The following is a 25,940-nucleotide window of genomic DNA, read 5'->3' as shown; positions in this document are numbered from 1 at the left end:
ACCCCGGCCCGATCGCCGAGGGGTCAGCCCCGCGTGAACCAGACGGTCGTGTCGACGGGGAGCTCGGCCCCCGCGAACGGCTGGCTCTTCACGAGGAACGTCGCGTCGTCGGGCAGCGCGATCGGTGCGGTGCCGAGGTTCGCGACCACGTGCACGTCACCGCGGCGGAAGGCGACGGCATCCGCACCGAGGTCCTCCCACACCAGCGAGCCCGAGCCGAAACCGTGCGAACGGCGCAGCGACAGCAGTTCGGTGTAGAGCGAGAGGGTGGAGTTCGGGTCGGCCAGCTCGACGTCGCGCGCGTAGGTCGCCCATTCGTCGGGCTGTGGCAGCCACGAGAGTCCGGTGTCGTTGAAACCGAACGCCGGGGCATCCGCTTCCCAGGGCAGCGGCACGCGGCATCCGTCGCGTCCGTAGCGCTCGTGCTTCGTGCGGAACCAGGTCGGGTCCTGACGGTACTCGTCGGGGATCTCCATGGCCTCCGGCAGGCCGAGTTCCTCGCCCTGGTAGAGGTACGACGAGCCGGGCAGCGCGAGCATGAGGGTCGTCGCCGCGCGGGCGCGGGCGAGGCCGATCACGGCGTCGGGCTTGTTCGGGGTGTTCGGGCCGATGCCCTCGCCCTGCGGGTTGTCGACGGTGAGCGCGAGGCGGGTGGCGTGGCGCACCACGTCGTGGTTCGAGAGCACCCAGGTGCTGGGGGCGCCGACCGCGCCGAAGTCGTCGAGCGATTCGCGGATGACGTCGCCGAGTGCCTTCGCGTCCCACGCCGTCATCAGGTACGGGAAGTTGAAGGTCTGGTGCATCTCGTCGGGGCGCACCCACAGCGAGGTCTTCTTCAGCGTCGGCAGCCAGGCCTCGCCGCAGAGGGCGCGGTCGCCGTCGTACTCGGCGAGCAGCCGGTGCCAGTCGCGGTAGATGTCGTGCACGCCGTCCTGGCCCCAGTACGGCACGTTCGCCTCGCCGCCACCCATCGAGTCGGCATCCGTCGGCGGGGTGTAGTCGGGCAGGCCGTCGGCCTTGATCATGCCGTGGGCCACGTCGACGCGGAAGCCGTCGACGCCGCGGTCGAGCCAGAAGCGCAGGATCGAGCGGAACTCCTCGCGCACCTCTTCGTTGGTCCAGTCGAAGTCGGGCTGGGTGGCGTCGAAGATGTGCAGGTACCACTGGCCGGGGGTGCCGTCGGCTTCGGTCACGCGCTGCCACATGCCGCCGCCGAATACCGACTCCCAGTTGTTCGGGGGCAGTTCGCCGTTCTCGCCCTTTCCGTCGCGGAAGATGTAGCGGGCGCGCTCTCGGCTGCCGGGGGCCGCCTTCAGCGCCTCCTGGAACCACACGTGCTGGTCGGAGGAGTGGTTGGGCACGAGGTCGACGATCACGCGGATGCCGCGGGCATGGGCTGCCTCGAGCATGGCGTCGAAGTCGGCCAGGGTGCCGAAGAGCGGGTCGACGTCGCGGTAGTCGGCGACGTCGTAGCCGGCATCGCGCTGCGGGCTGGTCATGAAGGGGCTCAGCCAGATCGCGTCGACGCCGAGGTCCTTCAGCGAGTCCAGGCGGCCGGTGATGCCGGGGAGGTCGCCGATGCCGTCGCCCGAGGCGTCGGCGAAGGAGCGGGGGTAGATCTGGTAGATGACGGCGCTGCGCCACCACTCGGATCCGGGCGCGGCGAACTGTTCGATTTCAGGCATCCCCCGAGCCTAATGCAAGCGCTTGCATCACTCGCGCACCGCCGGCGCGGGAGTACGCTGACGGCACCATCACGAGGAGGTGTCGCATGATTCCCGAGATCAACTACTGGGCCGTTCTGCTGGCCACGCTGTCGAGCATGATCGTCGGCTCGATCTGGTACTCGCCGAAGGTGTTCGGCACGCGCTGGTCGAAGCTCGCGAACGTCGACATGGATCGCCCGGCGGCCACCGCCGTCTGGCCGATCATCACGACGGTCATCGTGAGCTTCATCACGGCCTGGGTGCTCGCCGGAGCCTCCGTCATCTCCTGGCACTTCTACGGCGGATCCTGGTTCTGGGGCGCCGTCATCACCGCGGTCACCCTCTGGGCCGGCTTCACGGCGGCCCGTTTCATCACGCACGACGCCTTCGAGGGGCGTTCGACGCAGTTGACGACCATGAACATCGCGCACGAGCTCGTGACGGTGCTCGTGATGGCGGCGATCATCGGGGTGTGGCCGCCCGCGATGACCGTGTAGGCGGCTCGCGCACCGGCCGGTTATCCACAGATTTGGGTATATCGGTCAGGGGTCTCTCCTCGTCGCTACGCTGGCCCGGCACCGGTCTGCGGTGCGCGGCGACAGGGGGTCGGGGTGAGCAGGATTCAGGCGGATGCCGGAGTCGACTATCGAGTGGATCCGGACGGGGTCCTCGGGATGATGGCGGCGCTGGACGATCTCGGTGCGGACTTCGAATCCGCGCATCGAGAGATCGACAGCGCGGCGGCCGAAGGGCCGCCGGCGCTGACCGTCGACGGGCGCACGGCGGTCGCGAACGCGTGGCGCACCTTCATGGAGGACCGCCGCGTCGTGCCCGGCGCCGTCATGTATTCGATCAGTGCGTCGGCGAAGGCGGTGGGCGACGCCACGGTGGTGATCGTCACCGGTGATGAGCAGATGGCGCAGGACCTCGTCGATGCGAGCTTCGGTGTGGACGTGATGCGGTGAGCGCGGTGCGCGGCGAGTTGCTGCTGCTGCTCGATCCGGTTGCGCTCGAGATGCTGGGCACCCAGGTGTTCACCGCCGCGAGCACGCTCGCCGATGCGGCGAACCAGGCGAACGATCAGTGGAAACGCCTGCCCGAGGTGTTCGTCGTCGAGGATGCCGGCATCGCCGAGACGATGCTCGACGGACCCGCCGAGACCGCTGCCGACTTCGTCGAGGCGATGAAGTCGGCCCGCAGGGTGCTCGACGAGTTCACCGTGACCACGATCCCTGCGCTGCAGAAGCGACGCGACGAGCTCGAAGCCCGCATCCTCACCGTGAATCAAGAGCACGAGACGGCGCAGTCGGGGCTCGAGTCGGCGGATGCCGCGTATTGGCGGTCGTACGAGACCGATCCGGCATCCGACTCGACGCGGCGGGCGGGCGAGGCGCACACCGACGCGACGGATGCCTGGCGCGACGCGCAAGATGCCGTCATCGCTCTCGAAGCCGACGTTCGCGTCTTCCGCATTGACGTCGAAGCGGCCGAGGACTTCCTGGCCTCGGATCTCAAGGGAATCAGCGGGGGAGATGATCCGCGCGGAGCGTGGGGGTGCCGGTCACCAGCACGCAGAGCTCGTGGGGTGACACGGCCGCCCCGTACCCGGGCGGCCCCGTGAGCGACGAGACATTGGCCGACCGGCTGCGTGGAGACATGTCGGATGCCGTGGCGGCCCGGATCATCGCGCTCGGCAACGGCGACCCCGACGATGCGAAGGAGTGGCTCGGGGCGCACCCGGACTTCGCCGGGACCGTCGGGTTCGTCGACGTCGAGCGCGCGGGCGACCTCTGGGATCGGCTCGTGAACGGGTCGGTACGCGGCGACGACGGTGCGTGGACGTCGGGACCGCTCGCGGTACTGCTCGGCTCGGCGCCCGCGCTCATCGGCAACCTCAACGGCATCCCGGTGGGCGCGAAGGATCAGTTCAACCGGGCGGAGCTGGGGCGGTTGCTCGACGGGGAGCTGACGGAAGATCAGCGGGCGAAGTTGGAGAGTGTGCAGGACCTGCTGCGACGCGGAGATCGAGGTGAGTACCCGCCAACGGACCTGCTCTCGCTCTTCCTGGAGACGAATGACGCAAGTCCCCGAGTGAGTCTTGGTTTCGGAGATGTGGACACGGCAGATCAAGTGACCACACTTACGCACGGGATTGCGACTGATGTCGGGCAGATCGACGACTGGGCCGACAGTGCAGTAGCGCTGAACCGTCGCGCGGCGATCGAACTGGAGAAGCGCGGATCGTCCGCGGATACCGCCGTGGTCCACTTCATGGAGTGGGACTCAGGAACCCCGGGCAACGTCTGGGAACTGGAGAGACCGAAGGAGGGCGCCGAGCGGCTCGCGCAGCTCCTGGACGGGTTCGCGGTGACGAACCCCGGTGTCCAGCTCGACCTCGGCTTGCACTCCCTCGGCACGACGATGGGAACCGAGATGATCGTGAGCAACCCGGGGCTCGTACAGAACGCCTGGCTCTACGGTTCGGCCGGCGTCACCGAGAGTACTGCGCGCGATCTGGAGAATCTCATCCGGCGCAACGAACTGAACCTGTTCGTCACACACGCCGATGACGACATCATCGCGCCGGTGGGGCGCGTGGAGCTCTCCACGCACGACGTCGACCCGCGCACGGTAGCCGGAGCTGAGGAGTTCAGCTCCGACGGCGGGGGGGTCGATGGCTACGGGAGCGGCGAGGGCGAGTGGGGTATGCGCGTCGAGGGCCACAACTCTCAGGCGAGCACGGAGTGGTACTACCGGATCGACGGCGTCGTCGTCGTGCCGCCCTCACCGATCGTTCCGGGACCGATGCTCCTTCCTCTTCTCGACGATGAGGCGATCGGATACCTCGACCCGCGCTCGGAGTCGTTCAAGCGGACGGTCGTCGAGCTCGCCGACGCGATCGTCCTTGCGGACGGAGTGCGGGGATGAGTGGGTCGAGACGCCGATCGATCGCGGCGATCATGATCGGTTCTTTGTTGATGACGAGTGGATGTGGGGCCCCGATGACGGAGGAAGAGTTGTTCGACCAGGCCCGTGAGGTGAGCTTCACCTTTAGGGCTCCGGTTGTGGACGTGCAGTTGAGAATTCTCGACAGTGAATGGCGGATCTGGGACTACGGTGATGCGCCGTCGACGTGTGCTGGCAGCGGGTACGAGTTCGAGATGAGCCGTGTCACGCCGGAGGGGTGGCGGCTCGATGGTGCCCCTTTGGAGTTGGCGGAGGAGATCGCGGCGTGGTTGGACGAGAAGGGGTGGACGGGCATCAAGACCCGGGGGTACTCGGGCGAGATCGCCGATGTCGTCGTCGAGGCGGAGTACCCGGAGAAACACGTCGATCTTCTGATCGTGGACATCAGCCCCGGAGAGCTCTTCGACTCGGTGACGGTCTCTGCGACGTCGACGTGCCAGCGCGGTGATGCGCACGACGTGTTCGAGCTCGTGTACGCGGATGGTGATCTCGAGGGTTCTCCTGTGGAGCAGTTCCCGGAACTCGAACATCCGCAAGCCGAGATGAGCTTCGGCTTCACCGAGGACGGAAAACGGAGATTCCCCGGTGCTGCCCAGTGAGATCGCGCGCAGCAAGGTCTGGCCTTGCTCTCGTCGCTCTGCTCGCGATGAGTGGATGTGGGGCCCCCATGACGGACGAAGAGTTGTTCGAGCAGGCGCGTGCGGTGAACTTCGGGTACAAGGAAGCGGTTGCGGGGGTGCAGCTGGAGATCTTGGATGCGGATTGGCAGACCAGCGCGTATGGGGATTCGCCGTGGGAGTGCCCTGGTGATGCGTCGGGGTACGAGTTCGATCTGACGCGGCGCACGCCGGAGGGGTGGCGGCTCGGCGGAGCGCCGATGGAGTTGGCGGAGGAGGTCTCTGCGTGGTTGAACGAGAACGGGTGGACGGATATCAAGACCCGGGGGTACTCGGGTGAGATCGCGGATGTCGTCGTCGAGGCGGAGTATCCGGAGAAGCATGTCGACCTCCTCGTCGTGGACATCAGCCCGGGCGAGGTCTTCGACTCGGTGACCATCTCGGCGACCAGTACCTGCGAGCCGGGTGACGCGCATACGATCTCGACGATGAGGCGGCCTGGAGACGGTGAGCGCGAGAAGCTGCCGGCGTCTGAGCATCCGACCGCGCCGCCGAGTTTCGGTCACACCGAGGACGGCAAGCGCCGCTTCTGGAAAGACAGCGAGTGACCGCACCAATGAAGCCTTTATTCATACACGAGCAGAAACTGTAAGAAATCCCCTTCCCTCTCGGCGACGGAACTGCGATGATCATCGCGTGACCTTCGGGTCGCCCGTGTGCGTTCCCCCACCGCGCACGGAGTTTGACGAGAGGTCCCCCAATGTCTCGTTCCCGTTCGCCCCGTCGTGCTGTCGGCTGGACGGTGGTCGTCGCGCTCGTCGCCACCGCCGTGCTCGCCGGCGCGGCATCCGCTGCCACCGGAGATCCCGTCCCCGCCGACGAGACCGCCGACCCGACCGCTCCGGAGCCCTCCGTGTCGATCGCCCTCGCCTACGAGTTCCTCGACGCGCGCACCGATCAGTTCTGCGACGGCGAGGGCATGTGCCTGCCGCGCAGCTACGAGGGCGGGTTCTTCACGACGCCGACCTGGGACTTCACGCCGTCGTTCGTCTACGACGACGCGCTGGTCATCATCGCGTACACCGCCCGCGGTCTTCCCGACGACATCCGCCGCGCGAAGAGCATCGGCGAGACGCTGCTCTTCGTGCAGGAGAACGATCCGATCGGCGACGGACGCGTACGCACGCACTACGAGCCCCACGCCATCCGTCAGGGCCGCATGGAGATCACCGGACCCGGCACGTTCACCGGAAACCAGGCCTGGGCCGGCCTCGCCCTCACCCGCCTCTTCCACGCCACCGGCGACCAGCGCTACCTCGACGGTGCGCTGCGCATCGCGAACTGGATCCAGACGAACACCGCCGACATGGTGCGCGCCCCCTTCGGCTACACCGGCGGGCAGACGGATGCCGGAGACCCGCTCCTCTGGAAGTCGACCGAGCACAACGCCGACATCGCCGGTTTCTTCGGGCAGCTCGCGCAGCTCACTGGTGACAGCGTCTGGGCCGACCGCGCCGCCGTCGCCGCTACGTTCGTCACCGCGATGCAGAGCCCCGACGGCCACGTCGACACCGGCACGCTGCTCGACGGCAGCACGGTCAACACTCACCCCGTCCCGCTCGACGCGCAGACCTGGACCTCGCTCGCCACCGGCGACCCCCGCTACGACGCGGCCCTCGACTGGACGCTCGCGAACCTCATCGGCACCGACGGCCCCTACATCGGCCCGGGCATCAGCAACGTCGACACGTCGAAGGTGTGGTTCGAGGGCGCCGGGCATCTGGCTCTCGCCCTGAAGCTGCGGGGGGCTGCGGGCGACGCCGCCTACGCCGAGACGTTGCTCGACAGCATCCGTCTCGGTCAGCGCGATGCCGCGAACGGCGACGGCAAGGGCATCGTCGCGACCTCGACCGACGGCCTCGACTCCGGGTTCGGCGACCTCTACTACGCGAGCCTGCACACCGGCGCGACCGCCTGGTACCTGCTGGCCGAGGCCGGCGACAACCCCTTCGCTCTCCCCGCCGACTGAGCGGCGGCAGAAACGAAGAAGGGGGACGGATGCCGAAGCATCCGTCCCCCTTCTTCGAAGAAGTTACGCGGCGACGCGGGCTACCGCGGCGATCGCGCTCGCGAAGAAGCCGATCCCGTCGATGCCGGAGCGCATGGCCACCGAGGTGTCGGGGCCGAAGCCGGCCTCGGTCGCGTGCTCGGGGTGCGGCATGAGCCCCACGACGTTGCCCGCCTCGTTGGTGATGCCGGCGATGTCGCGCAGCGAGCCGTTGGGGTTGACGCCCGCGTAGCGGAAGGCCACGAGACCCTCGCCCTCGATGCGGTCGAGGGTCTGCTCGTCGGCGATGTAGCCGCCGTCGGCGTTCTTGAGCGGGATGACGATCTCCTGACCGCGACGGAACTCGTTGGTCCACGCGGTGTCGGAGTTCTCGACCGTCAGCTTCTGATCGCGGCGGATGAAGTGCTGGTGGCTGTTGCGGATGAGGCCGCCCGGCAGCAGGTGCGACTCGACGAGCATCTGGAAGCCGTTGCAGATGCCGAGCACGGGCAGGCCCTTGGCGGCGGCATCCTTCACCTCGGCCATGATCGGCGAGAGCGCGGCGATGGAGCCGGCGCGCAGGTAGTCGCCGTAGCTGAACCCGCCGGGCAGCACGAGGGCGTCGACACCCTCGAGGTCGTGCGAGCCGTGCCAGAGGGCGACGGGCTCGGCGCCGGCGATGCGCACGGCGCGCTGCGCGTCGCGGTCGTCGAGTGAGCCGGGGAAGGTGACGACCCCGATGCGTACGGTCATTCGACGACCTCGATGCCCACGACGTCTTCGATCACGGAGTTCGACAGCACCTCGTCGGCGATGCGGGTCGCCTCGGCGAGGAGCTCGTCGGTGACCTCGCCCTCGACGGTGAGCTCGAAGCGCTTGCCGATGCGGACGTCGGAGAAGCCCTCGACACCGAGGCGTGCGAACGCTCCGGAGACGGCCTTCCCCTGCGGGTCGAGCAGTTCGGACTTGGGCATGACGTCGACGACGATGGTGGGCATGAACGGCTCCAGAAGTCGCGGGCAGGAAGGCGCGTCCAGTCTACCGCCACGCTTCGGCCCGGATTCGCCGCCGAGCGGGGCGCTGCTCAGGCGTGGAAGACGGTGTGCAGGTCGCCGATGAGGTCGCGACCGCCGAGACCGTCGATCTCGAAGAGCACCGAGATGCCCACGACGTGGCTGCCGAGCTGCTCGACGAGCTGGCGGCCGGCTGCGAGGGTGCCGCCCGTGGCGAGCACGTCGTCGATGAGCAGCACGCGCGATCCCGTCGGCAGGTCGTCGTGCATCTCGATCGTCGCGGTGCCGTATTCGAGGGCGTAGTCGACGGATGCCGCGGGGCGGGGCAGCTTGCCCGCCTTGCGGATCGGGATGAGTCCGGTGCCTGCGGCGATGGCGGCGGCGCTCGCGAGGATGAACCCGCGGGCCTCGATGCCGGCGATCACGTCGAACTGGCCGGCGAAGGGCTCGATGATGGCCTCGGTCGTGACGCGAAGGGCCTCGGCGTCGGCGAGCAGCGGCGTGATGTCGCGGAAGATGATGCCCGGCTGCGGGTAGTCCGGCACGTTGCGGATCAGCGACTGGGCGCGGACGAGGGCGGGGGAGAGTTCGGCTTCGGGCACTGAGCAAGGGTACTCCCCGTACCTAACTCAGGAAAAAGCGGTCTGCCGCCTCCGTTGCAACGATGCAACCGGCGGGCGGGTTCGGTTTGTCCTGAGTTAGGGACAGCAACCGAGGTCTTGACAACCGTGGGAGCGCTCCCATATCGTGGCCGGAACGTCGTGGGAGCGCTCCCATCGCGGAGCCCACGGCTCGGCACCATCCCGACGCACCACCCACCGCACCACCTCACAAAGGAGTGAACTGTGAACGCACGCGCCCGCCACCGGGTCCTCACGACCGCAGCCGTGGCATCCGTCTCGGCCCTCGCCCTCGCCGGCTGTTCCACCGGCGGAGGAGGCGAGGGTGGCTCGAACGCCGACGAGGAGATCACCCTCACCGTCACCACGTTCGGCACCTTCGGCTACGACGACCTGTACGAGGAGTACGAGGACGCGCACCCGAACATCACGATCGAGGCCACCAACATCGACACCGGTGGCAACGCCCGCACCGACGCCTTCACCAAGATCGCAGCGGGCTCCGGCCTCAGCGACGTCGTCGCGATCGAGGAGGGCTGGCTCGGCGCCGTCATGGACGTCTCCGACACCTTCGTCGACCTGCGCGACTACGGCATCGAGGACCGCAAGGACGACTGGGTCGACTGGAAGTACGGCCAGGCGACGGATGCCGAGGGCCGTGTGATCGGCTACGGCACCGACATCGGCCCCTCGGGCATCTGCTACAACGGTGCCGCGTTCGAGGCCGCCGGGCTCCCGAGCGACCGCGAGTCGGTGGCGGAGCTGTTGAACGGCGACTGGGAGAACTACTTCCAGGTCGGCGCCGACTACACGGCCAAGACCGGCAAGGCCTGGTACGACCACTCCGGCTTCGTCTGGAACGCCATGGTCAACCAGCTCGACGAGGGGTACTACACCGCCGACGGCGAGCTGAACGTTGAGGGCAACGCCGAGCTGCAGGAGCGCTTCGAGCTGCTCGGAGCGGCGACCGAGGGCGGCCAGTCCGCCGCGCAGACCGCGTGGGACTGGAACGGCGGCAAGTCGTTCGTCGACGGCACCTTCGCGACCTTCGTGTGCCCGGGCTGGATGCTCGGTGTCGTGCAGGGTCAGGTCGAGGCCGGTGGCGGCGACGCTTCGACCGGCTGGGACTTCGCGGACGTCTTCCCCGGTGGAGCGGCGAACTGGGGCGGCGCGTTCCTGTCGATCACCGAGTCCTCGCAGCACAAGGAGGCCGCGGCCGAGCTCGCCGACTGGCTGACGCAGCCCGAGCAGCAGGTGAAGCAGTCGGCCGCTGCCGGCAACTTCCCCTCGACGGTGAAGGCGCAGGAGACCCTCGCCGCCGACGCCACCCCGAACGCGTTCTTCAACGACGCCCCCACCGGCGCGATCCTCGCGGAGCGAGCGAAGGGCGTGGTCGCGCAGTTCAAGGGCGCCGATGACTCGGTGATCCAGGAGAACGTCTTCGGCCCGGCGCTCAGCGCGCTCGACCGCGGCGAGACCGACACGAAGGGTGCCTGGGACCAGGCGATCTCCCTCCTGAACGACCTGGTCGGCTGACCGGACCTTCGACAGCGGGTGGGCCCTTCGACAGGGTCAGGGACCCATCCGCTGTCGGCCCATCGACGGCTCCGAAGGAACCCCATGACTCTCACCGCACCGCCCGCGCAGCAGCGGGCCGCGGCATCCGCCCCTGAATCGGATGCTCCGCCGAAACGCTCCTGGCGCCATCGCGTCTCCCGCTTCGACCAGAACGCCTCGCCGTACTTCTACATCTCGCCGTTCTTCCTGCTGTTCGGTCTGGTGGGTCTGTTCCCGCTGCTGTACACGGTGTACGTCGCCGTGCACGAGTGGGACCTGCTCAAGGGCGAGGGCGGGTTCGTCGGCTTCGGCAACTTCGTCGAGATCCTCGGCGACGGGATGTTCTGGAACTCGATCTTCAACACCCTCAGCATCTTCCTGCTGTCGGCGATCCCGCAGCTCGCGGTCGCCCTGACGATCGCCTACCTGCTCGACCGCGGGCTGCGCGCCCCGACGTTCTGGCGCATGAGCGTGCTCATCCCCTTCGTGGTCACCCCGGTGGCGGTCGCGATCATCTTCTCGAGCATCTTCAACGAGGCCGACGGCCTCGCGAACAATCTGCTCAACCTCATCGGCATCGCCGACCAGCAGTGGAAGCACGACACCGCGCTGTCGCACATCGCGATCGCGGTGATGGTGAACTTCCGCTGGACCGGGTACAACGCGCTCATCCTGCTGGCCGCGATGCAGGCCGTGCCGCGCGACCTCTACGAGTCGGCGGCTCTCGACGGCGCGGGCGCCGCCCGCCGCTTCTTCTCGATCACGATCCCGACGATCCGCCCGACGCTGATCTTCGTCATCATCACGGCGACCATCGGCGGACTGCAGATCTTCGCCGAGCCGCGGCTGTTCGACGTCTCGACCGCCGGCGGCATCGGCGGCAGCGATCGGCAGTTCCAGACGACGGTGCTGTTCCTCTGGGAGCTCGCGTTCTTCCGGCGCGATCTGGGCGAAGCATCCGCCGTGGCCATCCTGCTGTTCCTGCTGATCGTCGGCATCGGCGTGATCAACTTCCTGATCTCGCGCCGCATCTCCACCGGCGACGCCCCGAAGAACCGCGCCGCGCGCCGCCGTGCCCGCGCGACCGCCGCCACCCTCGAGGAGGACGCCCGATGACCGCGACCATGGCACTGAGCGTGCCCGAGAAGATCCGCCGTCGCCGCGGGGCCACACTCGGCAACGCGGGCATCGGCAGTCGGCCCGGCTTCCTCACCTACGGGCTGCTGGCCGCGTTCATCATCGGCAGCGTGTATCCGCTGTGGTGGTCGGTCGTCGTCGCGAGCGGCACGAACGCCACGCGCGGCGAGACCCTGCCGCTCATCCCGGGCGGCAACTTCCTCGCCAACGCCGCCAAGGTGTTCGACGCGATCCCGTTCTGGCTGGCGCTGGGCAACTCGTTCCTCATCTCGGGCATCATCACGATCTCGGTCGTGACGTTCTCGACCCTCGCGGGCTACGCGTTCGCGAAGCTGCGTTTCAAGGGACGCGACGGCCTGATGGTGTTCGTGATCGCGACCATGGCGATCCCCACGCAGCTGGGCATCATCCCGCTCTTCATGCTCATGCGCGAGCTCGGGTGGACGGGCTCGATCGGGGCCGTGATCGTGCCGACGCTCGTCACCGCGTTCGGCGTCTTCTTCATGCGGCAGTACCTCGTCGACGTCATCCCCGACGAATTGATCGAAGCCGCACGCGTCGACGGTGCCAACCAGTTCCGCACGTTCCTGACGGTCGGGATCCCTGCTGCCCGCCCCGCGATGGCCATCCTCGGACTCTTCACGTTCATGACCGCGTGGACCGACTACCTGTGGCCGCTCATCGTGCTCTCGCCCTCGAACCCCACCCTCCAGACCGCGCTGAGCCAACTGCAGTCCGGTTACTACATCGACTACTCGATCGTGCTCGCCGGTGCGGTGCTCGCGACCCTTCCGCTGCTCGTGCTCTTCGTGGTCGCGGGCAAGCAGCTGGTCAGTGGCATCATGGCGGGCGCGGTGAAAGGATGACTCCATGACCCGTGCGTTTCCCCAGAACTTCCTCTTCGGCGCCGCCACCGCGGCCTACCAGATCGAGGGGGCGGCTTTCGAAGACGGGCGCACCGCGTCGATCTGGGACGCGTTCTCGCGCGTCCCCGGAGCGGTGATCAACGGGGACAACGGCGATGTCGCCTGCGACCACTACCACCGGTACCGCGACGACGTGGCGCTGATGAAGGACCTCGGGCTCCAGACCTACCGCTTCTCGACCTCGTGGTCGCGGGTGCGCCCTGACGGCGGAGCCGTGAACGCGCAGGGCGTCGACTTCTACGAGCGCCTGGTCGACGAACTCCTCGCCGCCGACATCCTGCCGTGGCTCACGCTGTACCACTGGGACATGCCGCAGGCGCTGCAGGAGAAGGGCGGCTGGACGAACCGTGACACGGTCGACCGCTTCCTCGAGTACGCGGGCACCATGCACGACGCGCTCGGCGACCGGGTGAACGTGTGGACCACCCTCAACGAGCCGTGGTGCTCGTCGTTCCTGTCGTACACGGGCGGTGAGCACGCCCCCGGTCACACGAGCGTCGCCGAGGGTCTGCTCTCGGCCCACCACCTGCTGCTCGCCCACGGCGAGACGGTGCGCGAGCTGCGCGGGCGCGATGCCTCGCTCAACCTCGGCATCACGCTCAACCACACGGTCGCCGACCCCGCCGACCCGACCAACCCCGCCGACGTCGACGCCGCGCGCCGCATCGACGGGCAGTTCAACCGCTGGTTCCTCGACCCCATCTACCGGGGCGAGTACCCGGCCGACATCGTCGAGGACATCCGGGCGGTGGATGCCGCGGCCGTCGCGACCTTCGAAGCGGCGATCCACGACGGCGACCTCGCCACGATCGCGCAGCACATCGACACCCAGGGCGTGAACTACTACCACGGCGACCTCGTCTCGGGCGCGGTGCCCGAGAATGCCGCCGTCGAGAGCGTGCCCGACACCGAGCGCAAGGTGCGTAGCCCCTACCCGTCGTTCGAGAACATCCACAACGTCGAGCGCGGCCTGCCCCGTACTGCGCAGAACTGGGAGGTGCAGCCCGAGGGACTCACCCGCCTGCTGCAGCGCGTGTGGACCGAATATGCGCAGCCCGCCGGCGCCGTGCTGTACATGACCGAGAACGGTGCCGCCTACGACGACGTCGCGGTCGTCGAAGACGGCGAGACGCGCGTGCACGACGACGACCGCGCAGAGTTCCTGCGCCTGCACCTCGCCGCCGTGCTCGACGCGGCGGATGCCGGGGTCGACGTGCGCGGGTACTTCTACTGGTCGCTGTTCGACAACTACGAGTGGGCGTGGGGCTACGACAAGCGCTTCGGCATCGTGCGCGTCGACTACGACACCCAGGAGCGCACGCTCAAGGACTCCGCGCGGGAGTACGCTCGCATCATCGCCGCTCGCTCTCTCTGAGACCGGGCGGCGAGGGCGGTCGGAGCATCCGATCGCCCCGCCGGATCGGAGGAGAGCTGTGTCGCGAGCGACGATCGAAGAGGTGGCCGCTGCCGCCGGAGTGTCACGGTCGACGGTCTCGCGCGTCGTCAACGGATCGACCGCGGTCAGCCCCGAGGCGCTCGCCGCGGTGCACGACGCGATCGAGCGGTTGAACTACGTGCCGAACCGCGCGGCGCGATCGCTCGCATCGAGGCAGACGCACGCCATCGCCCTGATCGTTCCCGAAGACACCACGCGGTTCTTCGGCGACCCGTTCTTCGCCGCGATCGTCGCCGGTATCACGGGCACGCTGCGCACCTCCGACTACCTGCTGAACCTGCTCATCGCGAGCGACGACCCCGGCGACAAAATGACGGGTTTCGTGCGCAACGGCGGCGTCGACGGCGCTCTGCTCGTCTCGCACCACACGAGCGACGCGTTCATCGACCGGATCGCGGATGCCGTTCCGGTCGTCTACGGCGGGCGCCCCGTGCGCACGCGCGAGACCGACTACGTCGTCGATGTCGACAACGTGGCCGGCGCCCGCGAAGCGGTGCGGCACCTCGTCGACATCGGCCGCACCCGCATCGCGACGATCTCCGGTCCGCTCACGATGCTCTCGTCGATCGACCGGGTGCAGGGTTTCCGCGAGGCACTGGCGGATGCCGGGCTCTCACCGTTCGCCGAGGAGGAGGGTGACTACAGCGAGGCGAGCGGCGCCGAGGCCGCCCGTCGCATCCTCGCGGCGGGGCGCCCCGACGCGATCTTCGTCGCGAGCGACCTGATGGCCCGGGGTGCTCTGACGGCGCTGCGCGCCTCCGGCATCCGCGTTCCCGACGACATCGCCCTCGTCGGCTTCGACGACTCCTCGGTCGCGCTCAGCTGCGACCCGCAGCTCACGACCATGCGTCAGCCGATGTACGCCCAGGGCGAGGCCATGGCGCAGGTGCTGCTGTCGCGGCTCGCCGGGGGAGACCCGCCCCGCACGACGATCCTGCCGACGGAGCTCGTGGTGCGGGGTTCGGCCTGACGGAGTTTCTCGGGGCGGACCCTTCGACAGGCTCAGGGGCCCAGTGTTTGCGGGCCCTTCGACAGGCTCAGGGACCCAGTGTTTGCGGACCCTTCGACAGGCTCAGGGGCCCAGTCTCGGTACTGGGTTGCTGAGCCGCTCCGCTGGGTTGCTGAGCCTGTCGAAGCACCCACCACAGGGGAATGACTCGGGTGGGTCCCTGTCGCCCCCTCAGGTACAGGAACCCACCCGAGGGTCTAGAGCCCGCCGAAGAGCGCGAGGGCGGTGACGCCCGCCGAGAGCAACAGGATGCCGGCGGTGCTCGCCACGGCCAGCACTGAGATGCCGTGGCCGCCGAGGCGCTGTCCCCGAAGCCCCACCGAGACGCCCGCGCGGGACGCGAGCTCGCCCGCCGCGTCGTCGCGGTACAGCTCGGTGCGTGCGGCGAAGCGGCGGTGGAACTCCTCGGCGAGAACGAGCGCCGCGGCCATCGTCGCGGGGCGATCGAACCGCGTGCTCCCCGGCAGATACACGTACAACCGGTCGGAGACGAGTTCGATCTCGGCGCCGCGTGCGAGGTCGAGCACGCGCGTCATCACGTCGGGCGTGAAGATGTACAGAGCGTCGGTCTGATACCCCTCCGGCACGATCAGCCGGAACACCTTCGCGAACTCGCCCTCGAGCTCCATCCGGGCGGCGCCGCGGCCGAGACCCAGCGTCGGGACGATGCTGCGTCGCCGGTTCGCGAGCACGATGTGCGGCACCGACGACGGCAGCGGCAGCTCGATGAACGCGAACGGGCGCTGCATCGTCGCGCCCTCCTGACCGCGCGAGAGGGAGTGGTGGATGCCGAGTTCGAACGGCATCCGCGGATCGTCTCCCGCGATCACCGCACGTTCCTGACCGCGCAGCACGCGGCTGAAGGGAGCGCCGGGGCGACGGGTGTGTTCGAGGCGATCCGCGTAGGCCCAGCCGTTCTGCCAGGCGAACGCCGCGATCTTCACGCGACGGCTGAGGGCCACCGCGAACCACACGAATCCGACGGCCGCGAGCAGCGTGTAGCCGATCACGAACACCGCGAGGATCGGCGCGACGGCGAGGATGTCGGTGCGTCCGAGGAACCACAGGCCCACGAGCATCGCCGCCGCGAACAGCAGCACGACCACGAGCAGGAACACGAAGCGACGGTGCAGCGGCGTCTTCGTGATCCGCTCGTAGGCGACGATGTCGCGGATGCCGGCGCTGCGCTGCAGCGGAGCGAGGTCGACGGCTACAGCGTCCACGGCAGGGTCGCCCACGGCCCATTGCGTGTCTCGGTCGCTGCGGCCTTGAAGTCCGCCCACCCGTCGCCGAACTTCTCGAACGACTTCTCGTCGACCCGTCCGTCGGACCAGTGCATGACGCGGCCGGCGATGTAGCTGAGGCCGAAGTCGGCCCACGACGAGAACGCGGGACGCGCCTCGACGTTGATCGCATGGATGATCGAGCGGGCCTCGGGCACGTCACCGTGTCCGAGGGCGACGCCCCAGGTCGCCATCGCGACGGCCTGGCCGATCGCGTACCCGTCGAGGGTCTGCACGAAAACGCCCGGCGTCACGATGTCCTTGCCGACGCGCTTGCGCACCTCGGACTCGATGTACTCGATCGCCGTGACGAAGGCCTTGGCGTCGCGCTTGTCGCCACCCTCCTCGACGATGGCCGCCAGCCACTCCTTCGCCTTCGGGGCGCGGCCGAGGCGCTCGGCGAGGGCGACGCGCACCGCGAGGTACAGCTCCCAGACCTCGCGGCGACGGCGCACCGTGGTGAGACGCTCGATGTTCGACAGCCACTCCTCACGGGTGTGCACGCCCCACTGCTCGACGAGCACCGACTTCTCCGACGGCCCGAGGTCGCTCGCGGTCGGGTCGTTCCACGGGCCCGAGGGCAGGTTGCGGATCTGCAGGAAGCCGAGCGCGATCTCGTTCGCCTCGGCATCCGTGGTCGAGAACTTCTCGGAGGGCTTCACCTTGGCCGCAGGGATGATCCAGAGGATCAGGAAGATGAGGGCCACTGCGCCCACGATCGCCCATACCCACCACTGGCCGATCAGCCATCCGACGATGGATCCGAGGTCGTTGAAATCGACGGGCGCGAAATGGCGCATGGAGGCTCCCCAGAGATAATTAAACTGAACGTACATTCAGCGAGTAATCTATAGTACGGGGACGCACGTAAGTGCACATTTGGGGGCAACGGGGAAGTGAACGTCACATGGCGCGATCGGAAGACCAGAATCGACTTGCGCGCGAACGCGCCAAAGAGGTCATCCTGCAGGCTGCGATCGAGGTGTTCGAGGAGCGGGGTGTCTCGGGTGCCAGCATCGCCGAGATCACCAAGCGCGCGGGCGTCGCGCAAGGCCTCGTCAGCTACCACTTCGGCGGCAAGGATCAACTGATCGCCGCGGTCATCGACCGCTGGTTCCTCACGATCCTCGAGCTGCCGAGCGTCGAGGGCAGCCCCGACGAGGTGCTCGCCTCGATCATCGACAGCGTGTTCCAGGCGACGGCCTACGCCGTGCCGCTGCAGCGCGTCGTGCTCGCGATCCAGCAGCAGCCGGCGACGCACCGCCTCTTCGCCGAGTCCGAGGATCGTTTCAGCGAGCAGGTCACGATGGCCGAAGACGCGGTGCGCAACCTGTTCCGCGCGCGCGGGGCAGCAGACCCCGGCCTCGAAGAGGTCATGTTCCGGAGCGTGCTCGAGGGCGTGTTCGTCAAGTACTCGGTGTACCGCGACACGTATCCGCTCGAAGACGCACGCCGCTGGGTGCGTCGGCTCTACGACCTTCCGGAGCCGACCGTGCCCCTGCCGCTCGCCGTCGCCCCGCGCGAGGGTGAACCGCGCCCACGCGCCCGCGGCGGCGTCTGCGAGGGCGCCGGTTCCGACGACTGACTCGGTCTCTCGGGCGGGGCGCTTCGACAGGCTCAGCGACCCAGCGACCCAGTTTGCGTACTGGGTCCCTGAGCTTGTCGAAGGGCCCGCCCCGCAGCAACGCAAAGGTCCCGGATGCTTCGCGCCGAAGCATCCGGGACCTCCTGTCGTGCGGGCCGGGGTCAGGCGGGGTCGCCGCCCAGCGGACCGACGGGCTCGAGCGGCTTGGGGTCGTCGGCGCCGGTCTTGCGTGCGCGGGCGATGAGGTTGCCCACGTGGTAGATCAGCAGGGCCGCGACGGTGCCGAGCACGATGCCGCCGAAGGCGAAGTCGCCCAGGTTCATCGAGAACCCGGCGATGCCGATCACGAGCGACACCGCGGCCGTGTACTGGTTCACCGGGCGCGAGAAGTCGACGCGGCTGTCGACCCAGATCTTGATGCCGATGATGCCGATGAGGCCGTAGAGCGCGGTGGTCGCGCCACCCAGCACGCCGGCGGGGATCGAGTTGAACACCTCGCCGACCTTGGGCGAGAAGGCGAGCAGGATCGCGAACAGACCCGCGACCCAGTAGACGGCGGTCGAGTAGACGCGGGTGGCGGCCATGACGCCGATGTTCTCGCCGTACGTCGTGGTTCCCGAGCCTCCGAAACCACCGGCGATGGTCGTCGCGACACCGTCGGCGATGAGCGCGCGACCGGTCTGCTTGTTGACCGTCGGGTCCTCGGTCATGGTGGCGACGCCGCGCACGTGTCCGATGTTCTCGGCGACGAGCACGAGCACGACCGGCAGGAACATCGCGATCGTCGACCAGGTGCCGGGGGCGACGAAGTCGGGGAACTGGAAGTCGGGCAGGCCGACCCAGGATGCCTCGGCGATCAGCTCGTTCGGGGTCTTGCCGCCGCGCAGCGCGTTCGGCACGTCGAACGAGCCGTTGAACGCCGCCCAGATGAAGCCGACGGCCACGCCGAGGAAGATCGAGATGCGGCCGAGGAATCCGCGGAACAGCACCGCGAACACGATGATCGCGACGAGGGTGATCGTGGCGGTGACCGGGTCGAGGTTGAAGTTGTTCCACGCGGTCGGCGCGAGGTTGAAGCCGATGAGGGCCACGATCGCGCCGGCGACGACCGGAGGCATGAGGGCGTCGACCCAGCGCAGGCCGGCGAACTGCACCACGAGACCGACGACGGCGAGCAGGATGCCGACGGCCACGACTCCCGCGAGCGCCGAACCCGTGCCGCCCGCGGCGACCGCGGCGGTGATCGGCGCGATGAACGCGAACGACGAGCCGAGGTAGCTGGGGAGGCGGTTCTTGGTGATCAGCAGGAAGAGCAGGGTGCCCACACCGCTGAACAGCAGCGTGGTCGAGACGGGGAAGCCCGTCAGCGTGGGCACGAGGAACGTGGCGCCGAACATCGCGACGACGTGCTGCGCACCGATCGCGATCGTGGCGGGCCAGTTCAGACGCTCTTCGGGGGCGACGACGGCGCCGGCTTCGACGGTGCGGCCGTTGCCGTGGATCTTCCACAGGGGCATGCGGGCTCCTCAGGGATTCGGGGTGGGGGAGTGCTGGAGCAACACTACCGATTCCTGAGTGTTCCCTGGGTGCCCGGGTTTCTCGTGGGGGACGCTTCGACAGGCTCAGCGACCCAGCCACTGGGTCCCCGCGTCACTGGGTCCCTGAGCTTGTCGAAGGGCCCCGCCCCGAGTCACCGGGTCCCGGAGTCACTGGGTCCCTGAGCTTGTCGAAGGGCCCCGCCCCGAGTCACCGGGTCCCCGAGTCACTGGGTCCCTGAGCTTGTCGAAGGGTCCCGCCCCGTGCTGGCTACGCTCCGAGGCGGTCGATCAGTTCGCGGTACCGGTCGGCCGTGCGCGAGACGATGTGCTCGGGAAGCGCGGGCGGCTCGCCCTGCTTGTCCCAGTGCGACGCCAACCAGTCACGCACGATCTGCTTGTCGAAGCTCGCCATGCGCTGGCCCGGGGTGACGCCGGTGCGCCAGGCCTCGGCATCCCAATACCGCGACGAATCGCTCGTGAGCACCTCGTCGGCCAGGCGCAGGGTGCCATCGGCATCCGTGCCGAACTCGAACTTCGTGTCGGCGAGGATCAGGCCCTTCTCCTCGGCGATGGCTGCCGCGCGCGTGTAGAGGTCGAGCGAGACGTCGCGCAGCTCGGCGGCGCGCGCCTCGCCGACCAGCTCGACGGTCTGCGCGAAGGTGATGTTCTCGTCGTGCTCACCCATCGGCGCCTTGTACGCGGGGGTGAACAGCGGCTCGGGCAGACGGTCGCCGTTCTTGAGTCCCGCGGGCAGCGGGACGCCGCAGACCGTGCCGCTCTCTTCGTATTCCGCCCAGCCGGAACCCGTGATGTACCCGCGCACGACGCACTCGACGGGCAGCATCTCGAGCGACTGCGCGAGCATGGCGCGGTCGGCGACGGCATTCGGGATCTCGCCCTCGGCGAGGTGGTTCGGGGTGTCGAGCTGCGCGAACCACCAGCGGCTCAGCCGCGTCAGCAGGGCGCCCTTCTTCGGGATGCCTGGCGAGAGCACGAAGTCGAACGCGCTCACGCGGTCGCTCGCGACGACCAGGATGCGCGTGTCGGCGGGGTCCTCCGAGGCGTACAGGTCGCGGACCTTGCCCGAGTAGAGGTGACGCCAGCCGGGGATGCTCTGGGACGTGCTGTCTGCAGGAGTGCTCACCCGCCCCATTATCCCGGTCGCGCGCGGATGCCGTGTCAAGGGGAGTGGCGGATGCCGCGGCATCCCCCATCCTCGATCCGACCGAGTGGAGGACGAGATGTCGAAAGAGCTGTCGAAGGGCGACCGGGTGAGTTGGAACACCTCGCAGGGGCGCACGCGGGGAACCGTCGAGGAGAAGCGCACGAAGGACTTCGAGTTCGCGGGGCAGAAGTTCACGGCGACGGCCGATGACCCGGCCTACATCGTGGAATCGGAGAAGAGCGGCGACCGTGCCGCCCACAAGGGGTCGGCGCTGCGGCGACTGAAGGGCTGACGGCGCGCTTCGTGAGCTTCACCTTGATGTGTCCCGCCTTCGTCCAGAGCTCGAGCTCGGAGTTCCCGTCGAGGGTGCCGGCGTTCTCGGACGACCACATGAGGATCGAGCTGTACGGAAGAGAGTAGATCTCGACCTTCTTGCCGGTGATCCCCTGCGCAATCGCGTGCAGGTCGGTGTGCTCCTCGAGCGCGCAGGGCTCGGCCCGGCAGAAGTCTGACGAGCGCGCGGCATCCGTTCGTGGCCATCCGTCGGCCGCGTGTTCGTCGCCGATCTGCAGGGAGCGATGACGTCTGCAGGGAGAAAACGGCGGATGCTCCCTGCAGAGCGTTCGTCCTCCCTGCGAATCGCGCGGGAGAACGCTGCTTGCCCATAGGTCGCGCACAGGCGTATAGTCCATGTGGACTAATCGGAGTGGAGCAGGTGATGAAGGACCCGATCGACACGCTCACGCCCATGGGCGTGATGGTGCTCGCGCTGCTGCGCGAGGGCGACATGCACCCCTACGAGATGGTGCGGCTGCTGCGCTCGCGCCACGACGACCGCCTGCTCACGATCACCAACGGCACGCTCTACCACACGGTCGCGCGCCTGCAGAAGACCGGCCTGATCGACGAGATCGGCATCGACCGCGACGGCAACCGTCCCGAGCGCACCACCTACACGCTGACGGATGCCGGACGCGACACCGTCATCGCGTGGGTGCGCCGCGAACTGCCCCGCGTCGATCGCGAGACCGACTTCCGCATCGCGCTCGCCGAATCCCACAATCTCGAGCGCGACGACGTCACCGCGCTCCTGCGCGGGCGCCGGGCCGCTCTTGTCGAGGCGCACACGATGCACCGCGACGGGCTCGCCAAGGCGCACGCCAAGGGGGTACCTCCGCAGGTCCTCGTCGAGGTCGAGCGTCAGGAGGCGCTCCTCGACGCCGAACTGCGCTGGCTCGACACCCTCCTCACCCGACTCGACGGCGACGGGCTCCGCTGGGGCCCGAACGACTTCGACGACACAGACCGCTACCTCGCTCAGCGAAAGGCTGCACAGCAATGACCGAATCCCGACAGGCCGCCGCGCCCCAGACCGGCCCCTTCGCCGCGGGGCAGGCGCCGAAGAGCCCCTGGCCCGCCCTCTGGGCGCTCGTCATCGGCTTCTTCATGATCCTCGTCGACACGACGATCGTCTCGGTCGCGAACCCCGCGATCAAGGCCGCCCTCGACCCGAACACCAACAACCTCGACAACGTCGTGTGGGTGACCAGCGCCTACCTGCTCACCTACGCCGTGCCGCTGCTGATCACCGGCCGTCTCGGCGACCGCTTCGGCCCGAAGAACATCTACCTCATCGGACTCGCGATCTTCACCGCGGCATCCCTCTGGTGCGGTCTGTCGAGCTCGCTCGAAGGCCTCATCGCCGCCCGCGCCGTGCAGGGTCTCGGCGCCGCGTTCATGACCCCGCAGACGATGGCCGTGATCACCCGCACCTTCCCGCCCGAGCGCCGCGGCGCGGCCATGGGCCTGTGGGGTGCGACCGCCGGTGTCGCGACGCTCGTCGGTCCGCTGCTCGGCGGCGTGCTCGTCGACGGCCTCGGCTGGGAGTGGATCTTCTTCGTCAACCTGCCCGTCGGTGTGATCGCCTTCGTCGCCGCGTGGATCCTCGTCCCCAAGCTCAAGACGCACCCGCACCGCTTCGACATCCTCGGCGTCGTGCTGAGCGCCATCGCGATCTTCCTCGTGGTCTTCGGGCTGCAGGAGGGTGAGAAGTACGACTGGGGCGTCATCTGGGGCCCGATCTCGGTGTGGGGCATGATCATCGCCGGCATCGTCGTGCTCGCGATCTTCATCGTGCAGCAGTGGAAGACGAAGTCCGAGGCCCTCGTGCCGCTGGAGCTCTTCAAGGACCGCAACTTCTCGGGGGCGAACGTCGCGATCGCCGCGGTGGGCTTCACCGTGACGAGCATGTCGCTGCCGCTGATGTTCTTCCTGCAGACCGCCCGGGGGCTCACGCCGACCGAGGCCGCGCTGCTGATGATCCCGATGGCGGTGCTCTCGGGTGTGCTGGCACCGGTCGCGGGCAAGATCCTCGACCGCACCGATCCCCGCATCATCCTCATCCCGGGTCTGCTCGCCGTCTCGGGAGCCCTGTTCTGGTACTCGTCGCTGGTGAACATGGACACCCCGATCTGGATGTTCCTGTTCCCCTCCGCCCTCATGGGCCTCGGCAACGCCGGCATGTGGGGTCCGCTCGCGACGACCGCGACCCGGATGCTGCCGATGCGCCAGGCCGGTGCCGGTGCGGGCATCTACAACACCACCCGCACGATCGGATCGGTCGTCGGATCGGCCGCGATCGCCACGTTCATGCAGGCCCGCCTCGAGGCGAACCTGCCGGGCATGGACGACGCCGGCGGGTCGATCGGGTCGGGCGGAACCCTCCCGGACTTCGTCGCCGAGGGCTTCTCGACGGGCATGTCGCAGGCGATCCTGCTGCCCGCCTGCGTGATCCTCGTCGCGCTCATCGCGTCGCTGTTCCTGCGCGGTGCGCCGAAGCATCCGACCGTCTGACCCTCACCGTCGCCGAGATCCCCCTCTGCGTACCAGAGACCCCCTTGCGGGCGTGGTGCAGAGGGGGATCTTGCACGTAGAGGGGGATCTCGGCGGAGGCGGGGAGACGAGGCCGCGCGCGAGGTTTGACTAAGGTAGACGGGCGGCGACCGGCCGGTCGCCACCCCGATCCGAGGAGCATCCGTCGTGATCCCACACCCCTCTTCCCTGCGCGCCCGGCTCCGCCGCCTCGCCCGCACGACCGGAGCCGCCGTGCTCGCGACCGCCGTCGCCGGCGCCGCGCTGCTCGGTGGCGCAGCCCCCGCCACGGCCGCAGACGGCGAGACGTACGTCATCGGCACCGACACGACCTTCGCGCCGTTCGAGTTCACGAACTCCGACGGCGAGCTCGTCGGCATCGACATGGACCTGCTCCGCGCGATCGCCGACGACCAGGGCTTCGAGGTCGAGATCCGCCAGCTCGGATTCGACGCGGCCCTGCAGGCCCTCCAGTCGAACCAGGTGGATGCCGTCATGGCCGGCATGTCGATCACCGAGGAGCGTCAGCAGACGTTCGACTTCAGCGAGCCGTACTTCACCAGCGGCATCCAGCTCGGTGTTCTCGAGTCGAGCGACATCGATTCGCTCGACGACCTCGACGGCAAGACCGTCGCGGTGAAGACCGGCACCCAGGGCCAGACCTTCGCGGAGGACAACCAGGACGAGTACGGCTTCCGCATCACGCCCTACTCCGACACGACCGACATGGTGGATGCCGTCAAGGCGAACCAGGCCGTCGGCTACTTCGAGGACTTCCCGGTGCTGGCGTACGGCATCCAGCAGGGGTCGGGCTTCCGCCTCGTGGGCGAGCCCGAGCTCGGCGGCGAGTACGGCTTCGCGGTCAACAAGGGCATGAACCCCGAGCTGATCGAGAAGTTCAACGCCGGCCTCGCGAACCTTCAGGAGAGCGGCGAGTACGACGAGATCGTCGACACCTACCTCAGCGCGGGCGAGGCATCCGCGCAGCCGACCGACATCATCTCCGTCGCCGTGAAGTACTGGCCGGCGCTGATGAGCGGCCTCTGGCTGACGATCCTCGCGACCCTCGTGGCGCTCGTCGCCGCGTTCGTGCTCGGCATCGTGTTCGGCTTCGGGCGCATCTCGAAATTCCTGCCGTTCCGCTGGCTCGCGACCGCCTACGTGTTCGTGTTCCGCGGCACCCCGATCCTGGTGCAGGCGTTCTTCGTGTTCTTCGCCATCCCGCAGCTGTTCCCTGGACTCACCTTCAACCCGTTCGTGGCCGGAGCGATCACGCTCTCGCTCAACACGGGTGCCTACATGACCGAGATCATCCGCGGCGGCATCCAGGCCGTCGACCCCGGTCAGAACGAGGCGTCGCGCTCGCTGGGTCTCGGCCACTGGAAGACCATGCAGAAGGTCGTGCTGCCGCAGGCGTTCCGCATCATGATCCCCTCGTTCGTGAACCAGGGCATCATCACCCTCAAGGACACGTCGCTGATCAGCGTCATCGGCCTCGCCGAGCTGACGTTCCAGTCGCGTCAGATCATCGCGTCGACGTACCTGTCGGCGCAGGTGCTGACGATCGTCGCCATCATCTACTTCGTCGTGATCACGCTGCTGACGCTGCTCGCGAACCGCCTCGAGAGGAAGTTCAACGCATGAGCAAGATCGCCGTGCAGAACCTGCACAAGTCGTTCGGGAGCAACGAGGTGCTCAAGGGCATCGACCTGACGGTCGACGACGGCGAGGTCGTCGCGGTCATCGGACCCTCGGGCTCGGGCAAGTCGACCCTGCTGCGTTGCCTCAACAAGCTCGAGGAGCCCACGTCGGGCAAGGTCGTCATCGACGGCGTCGACCTCACCGACAAGAGCGTCAAGCTCGACGAGGTGCGCCAGCGCATCGGCATGGTCTTCCAGCACTTCAACCTGTTCCCGCACATGACGGTGCTCGAGAACATCACGCTCGCGCCGATCGAGCTGGGTCGCCTGTCGAAGTCGAAGGCGCGCGAGCGCGCGCTGGCCCTGCTCGAGCGGGTGGGCCTGTCGGAGAAGGCGGATGCCAAGCCCGCTTCGCTCTCGGGCGGTCAGAAGCAGCGCGTGGCGATCGCCCGTGCGCTCGCGATGGACCCCGAGATCATGCTGTTCGACGAGGCCACCAGCGCCCTCGACCCCGAGATGGTCGGTGAGGTGCTGCAGGTCATCCGCGACCTCGCCGAGGGCGGCATGACGATGGTGCTCGTGACGCACGAGATGGGCTTCGCCCGCGAGGTCTCCGACCGCACGGTCTTCATGGACGGCGGCGTCGTCGTCGAGGAGGCCGCTCCGGCCGACCTGTTCGAGGCGCCCAAGAACGAGCGCCTGAAGGAGTTCCTCTCGAAGGTGCTGTAGTCGCGGCATCCGTCCTGTTGCCTGCGTCGAGACCCACCACCCGCGTCGAGACCCACCGGTATCGGCGTCGGGAA

The 25,940-nt window shown here is 68.3% G+C and carries 26 protein-coding genes and 1 pseudogene; 18 read left to right on the top strand and 9 right to left on the bottom strand.

From position 1 onward, the window contains the following. Positions 1-23: 23 nt before the first annotated feature. A complete protein-coding gene (locus ACIQTT_RS08700; protein ID WP_402788581.1) occupies positions 24-1,685 on the bottom strand; it encodes a glycoside hydrolase family 13 protein in 1,662 nt (553 codons plus the stop codon). Between the two features lie 86 nt (positions 1,686-1,771). Here ACIQTT_RS08700 and ACIQTT_RS08695 point away from each other — a divergent pair, with 86 nt between their 5' ends. The 7 genes from ACIQTT_RS08695 to ACIQTT_RS08665 all read left to right on the top strand — a co-directional run bounded on the left by ACIQTT_RS08695 (position 1,772) and on the right by ACIQTT_RS08665 (position 7,319). Then, the gene (locus ACIQTT_RS08695; RefSeq protein ID WP_402788579.1) at positions 1,772-2,203 is read left to right on the top strand and encodes a DUF1761 domain-containing protein; all 432 of its coding nucleotides are present in this window, start codon (positions 1,772-1,774) and stop codon (positions 2,201-2,203) included. 114 nt (positions 2,204-2,317) lie between these two features. Then, on the top strand, positions 2,318-2,671 hold the full coding sequence (locus ACIQTT_RS08690; RefSeq protein WP_402788577.1) for a hypothetical protein: 354 nt from the start codon (positions 2,318-2,320) through the stop codon (positions 2,669-2,671). Further along, complete coding sequence (locus tag ACIQTT_RS08685) at positions 2,668-3,327, top strand: hypothetical protein (protein ID WP_402788575.1); 660 nt, start codon at positions 2,668-2,670, stop codon at positions 3,325-3,327. Before ACIQTT_RS08690 ends, ACIQTT_RS08685 begins: the two co-directional genes overlap by 4 nt. Further along, the gene (locus ACIQTT_RS08680) at positions 3,324-4,634 is read left to right on the top strand and encodes an alpha/beta hydrolase (protein ID WP_402788574.1); all 1,311 of its coding nucleotides are present in this window, start codon (positions 3,324-3,326) and stop codon (positions 4,632-4,634) included. Before ACIQTT_RS08685 ends, ACIQTT_RS08680 begins: the two co-directional genes overlap by 4 nt. Positions 4,635-4,708: 74 nt before the next feature. Then, positions 4,709-5,272, top strand: a complete 564-nt coding sequence (locus ACIQTT_RS08675; protein WP_402788572.1) for a hypothetical protein — start codon at positions 4,709-4,711, stop codon at positions 5,270-5,272. Positions 5,273-5,340: 68 nt separating this feature from the next. Further along, on the top strand, positions 5,341-5,898 hold the full coding sequence (locus ACIQTT_RS08670; protein WP_402788571.1) for a hypothetical protein: 558 nt from the start codon (positions 5,341-5,343) through the stop codon (positions 5,896-5,898). A gap of 152 nt (positions 5,899-6,050) precedes the next feature. Beyond that, positions 6,051-7,319: a hypothetical protein gene (locus tag ACIQTT_RS08665; RefSeq protein WP_402788570.1), complete on the top strand. Its 1,269-nt coding sequence runs from the start codon at positions 6,051-6,053 to the stop codon at positions 7,317-7,319. A gap of 63 nt (positions 7,320-7,382) precedes the next feature. On the opposite strand, the gene purQ is transcribed toward ACIQTT_RS08665, so the two are convergent. From purQ to ACIQTT_RS08650, 3 genes are all read right to left on the bottom strand, one after another. Beyond that, on the bottom strand, positions 7,383-8,090 hold the full coding sequence (purQ, locus tag ACIQTT_RS08660; RefSeq protein ID WP_247623654.1) for a phosphoribosylformylglycinamidine synthase subunit PurQ: 708 nt from the start codon (positions 8,088-8,090) through the stop codon (positions 7,383-7,385). Continuing rightward, on the bottom strand, positions 8,087-8,335 hold the full coding sequence (purS, locus tag ACIQTT_RS08655) for a phosphoribosylformylglycinamidine synthase subunit PurS (protein WP_247623653.1): 249 nt from the start codon (positions 8,333-8,335) through the stop codon (positions 8,087-8,089). The genes purQ and purS overlap by 4 nt, the downstream gene beginning before the upstream one ends. Positions 8,336-8,421: 86 nt before the next feature. After that, on the bottom strand, positions 8,422-8,952 hold the full coding sequence (locus tag ACIQTT_RS08650; RefSeq protein ID WP_402788568.1) for an adenine phosphoribosyltransferase: 531 nt from the start codon (positions 8,950-8,952) through the stop codon (positions 8,422-8,424). A gap of 243 nt (positions 8,953-9,195) precedes the next feature. Between ACIQTT_RS08650 and ACIQTT_RS08645 the strand changes: the two genes are divergently transcribed. The 5 genes from ACIQTT_RS08645 (at position 9,196) to ACIQTT_RS08625 (ending at position 15,016) form a co-directional block, all read left to right on the top strand. After that, complete coding sequence (locus ACIQTT_RS08645) at positions 9,196-10,506, top strand: ABC transporter substrate-binding protein (RefSeq protein WP_402788567.1); 1,311 nt, start codon at positions 9,196-9,198, stop codon at positions 10,504-10,506. 84 nt (positions 10,507-10,590) lie between these two features. Beyond that, on the top strand, positions 10,591-11,643 hold the full coding sequence (locus ACIQTT_RS08640; protein ID WP_402788565.1) for a carbohydrate ABC transporter permease: 1,053 nt from the start codon (positions 10,591-10,593) through the stop codon (positions 11,641-11,643). Beyond that, positions 11,640-12,530 (top strand): carbohydrate ABC transporter permease, encoded by an 891-nt coding sequence (locus ACIQTT_RS08635; RefSeq protein ID WP_402788563.1) that lies wholly within the window; start codon positions 11,640-11,642, stop codon positions 12,528-12,530. Before ACIQTT_RS08640 ends, ACIQTT_RS08635 begins: the two co-directional genes overlap by 4 nt. A gap of 4 nt (positions 12,531-12,534) precedes the next feature. Then, positions 12,535-13,965 carry a GH1 family beta-glucosidase gene (locus ACIQTT_RS08630; protein ID WP_402788561.1) on the top strand — a complete coding sequence of 477 codons (1,431 nt, stop codon included), beginning with the start codon at positions 12,535-12,537 and terminating at the stop codon, positions 13,963-13,965. A 58-nt stretch (positions 13,966-14,023) separates the two neighbouring features. After that, positions 14,024-15,016 carry a LacI family DNA-binding transcriptional regulator gene (locus ACIQTT_RS08625; RefSeq protein WP_402788559.1) on the top strand — a complete coding sequence of 331 codons (993 nt, stop codon included), beginning with the start codon at positions 14,024-14,026 and terminating at the stop codon, positions 15,014-15,016. Between the two features lie 236 nt (positions 15,017-15,252). On the opposite strand, the gene ACIQTT_RS08620 is transcribed toward ACIQTT_RS08625, so the two are convergent. Then, complete coding sequence (locus ACIQTT_RS08620) at positions 15,253-16,278, bottom strand: hypothetical protein (RefSeq protein ID WP_402788557.1); 1,026 nt, start codon at positions 16,276-16,278, stop codon at positions 15,253-15,255. Continuing rightward, positions 16,266-17,138, bottom strand: a complete 873-nt coding sequence (locus tag ACIQTT_RS08615; RefSeq protein ID WP_402788555.1) for a DUF1266 domain-containing protein — start codon at positions 17,136-17,138, stop codon at positions 16,266-16,268. Before ACIQTT_RS08615 ends, ACIQTT_RS08620 begins: the two co-directional genes overlap by 13 nt. 107 nt (positions 17,139-17,245) lie before the next feature. Between ACIQTT_RS08615 and ACIQTT_RS08610 the strand changes: the two genes are divergently transcribed. Further along, a complete protein-coding gene (locus tag ACIQTT_RS08610; protein WP_402788553.1) occupies positions 17,246-17,923 on the top strand; it encodes a TetR/AcrR family transcriptional regulator in 678 nt (225 codons plus the stop codon). A 161-nt stretch (positions 17,924-18,084) separates the two neighbouring features. Here the strand turns inward: ACIQTT_RS08610 and ACIQTT_RS08605 are convergent, their stop codons facing one another. Both ACIQTT_RS08605 and ACIQTT_RS08600 read right to left on the bottom strand, forming a co-directional pair. Continuing rightward, positions 18,085-19,440 (bottom strand): uracil-xanthine permease family protein, encoded by a 1,356-nt coding sequence (locus ACIQTT_RS08605; protein WP_402788551.1) that lies wholly within the window; start codon positions 19,438-19,440, stop codon positions 18,085-18,087. A 289-nt stretch (positions 19,441-19,729) separates the two neighbouring features. Beyond that, entirely contained in the window at positions 19,730-20,614 is an 885-nt protein-coding gene (locus ACIQTT_RS08600; RefSeq protein ID WP_402791154.1) for a phosphoribosylaminoimidazolesuccinocarboxamide synthase, read from the bottom strand. A gap of 88 nt (positions 20,615-20,702) precedes the next feature. Between ACIQTT_RS08600 and ACIQTT_RS08595 the strand changes: the two genes are divergently transcribed. Beyond that, complete coding sequence (locus ACIQTT_RS08595; protein WP_402788549.1) at positions 20,703-20,918, top strand: DUF2945 domain-containing protein; 216 nt, start codon at positions 20,703-20,705, stop codon at positions 20,916-20,918. On the opposite strand, the pseudogene ACIQTT_RS08590 reads toward ACIQTT_RS08595, so the two are convergent. Beyond that, a pseudogene (locus ACIQTT_RS08590) lies at positions 20,818-21,078 on the bottom strand (PH domain-containing protein); the annotation flags it as partial. The gene ACIQTT_RS08595 and the pseudogene ACIQTT_RS08590 sit on opposite strands and share 101 nt — an antisense overlap. 266 nt (positions 21,079-21,344) lie before the next feature. On the opposite strand from ACIQTT_RS08590, the gene ACIQTT_RS08585 reads away from it, so the two are divergent. From ACIQTT_RS08585 to ACIQTT_RS08570, 4 genes are all read left to right on the top strand, one after another. Beyond that, on the top strand, positions 21,345-21,968 hold the full coding sequence (locus tag ACIQTT_RS08585; RefSeq protein ID WP_402788547.1) for a PadR family transcriptional regulator: 624 nt from the start codon (positions 21,345-21,347) through the stop codon (positions 21,966-21,968). Then, positions 21,965-23,479, top strand: a complete 1,515-nt coding sequence (locus tag ACIQTT_RS08580; RefSeq protein WP_402788545.1) for a DHA2 family efflux MFS transporter permease subunit — start codon at positions 21,965-21,967, stop codon at positions 23,477-23,479. The genes ACIQTT_RS08585 and ACIQTT_RS08580 overlap by 4 nt, the downstream gene beginning before the upstream one ends. 186 nt (positions 23,480-23,665) lie before the next feature. Then, a complete protein-coding gene (locus ACIQTT_RS08575) occupies positions 23,666-25,141 on the top strand; it encodes an amino acid ABC transporter substrate-binding protein/permease (protein ID WP_402788543.1) in 1,476 nt (491 codons plus the stop codon). Then, positions 25,138-25,866, top strand: coding sequence for an amino acid ABC transporter ATP-binding protein (locus tag ACIQTT_RS08570; RefSeq protein WP_247633069.1), 729 nt, complete (start codon positions 25,138-25,140; stop codon positions 25,864-25,866). The genes ACIQTT_RS08575 and ACIQTT_RS08570 overlap by 4 nt, the downstream gene beginning before the upstream one ends. The last annotated feature ends 74 nt before the right edge of the window (positions 25,867-25,940 follow it).

This window comes from Microbacterium sp. NPDC090225, from assembly GCF_044772365.1.
In the GTDB taxonomy this organism is placed as follows: Bacteria; Actinomycetota; Actinomycetes; order Actinomycetales; family Microbacteriaceae; genus Microbacterium.
The sequence above is the reverse complement of the archived record's forward strand: the minus strand, read 5'-3'. Positions and strand labels throughout refer to the sequence as shown.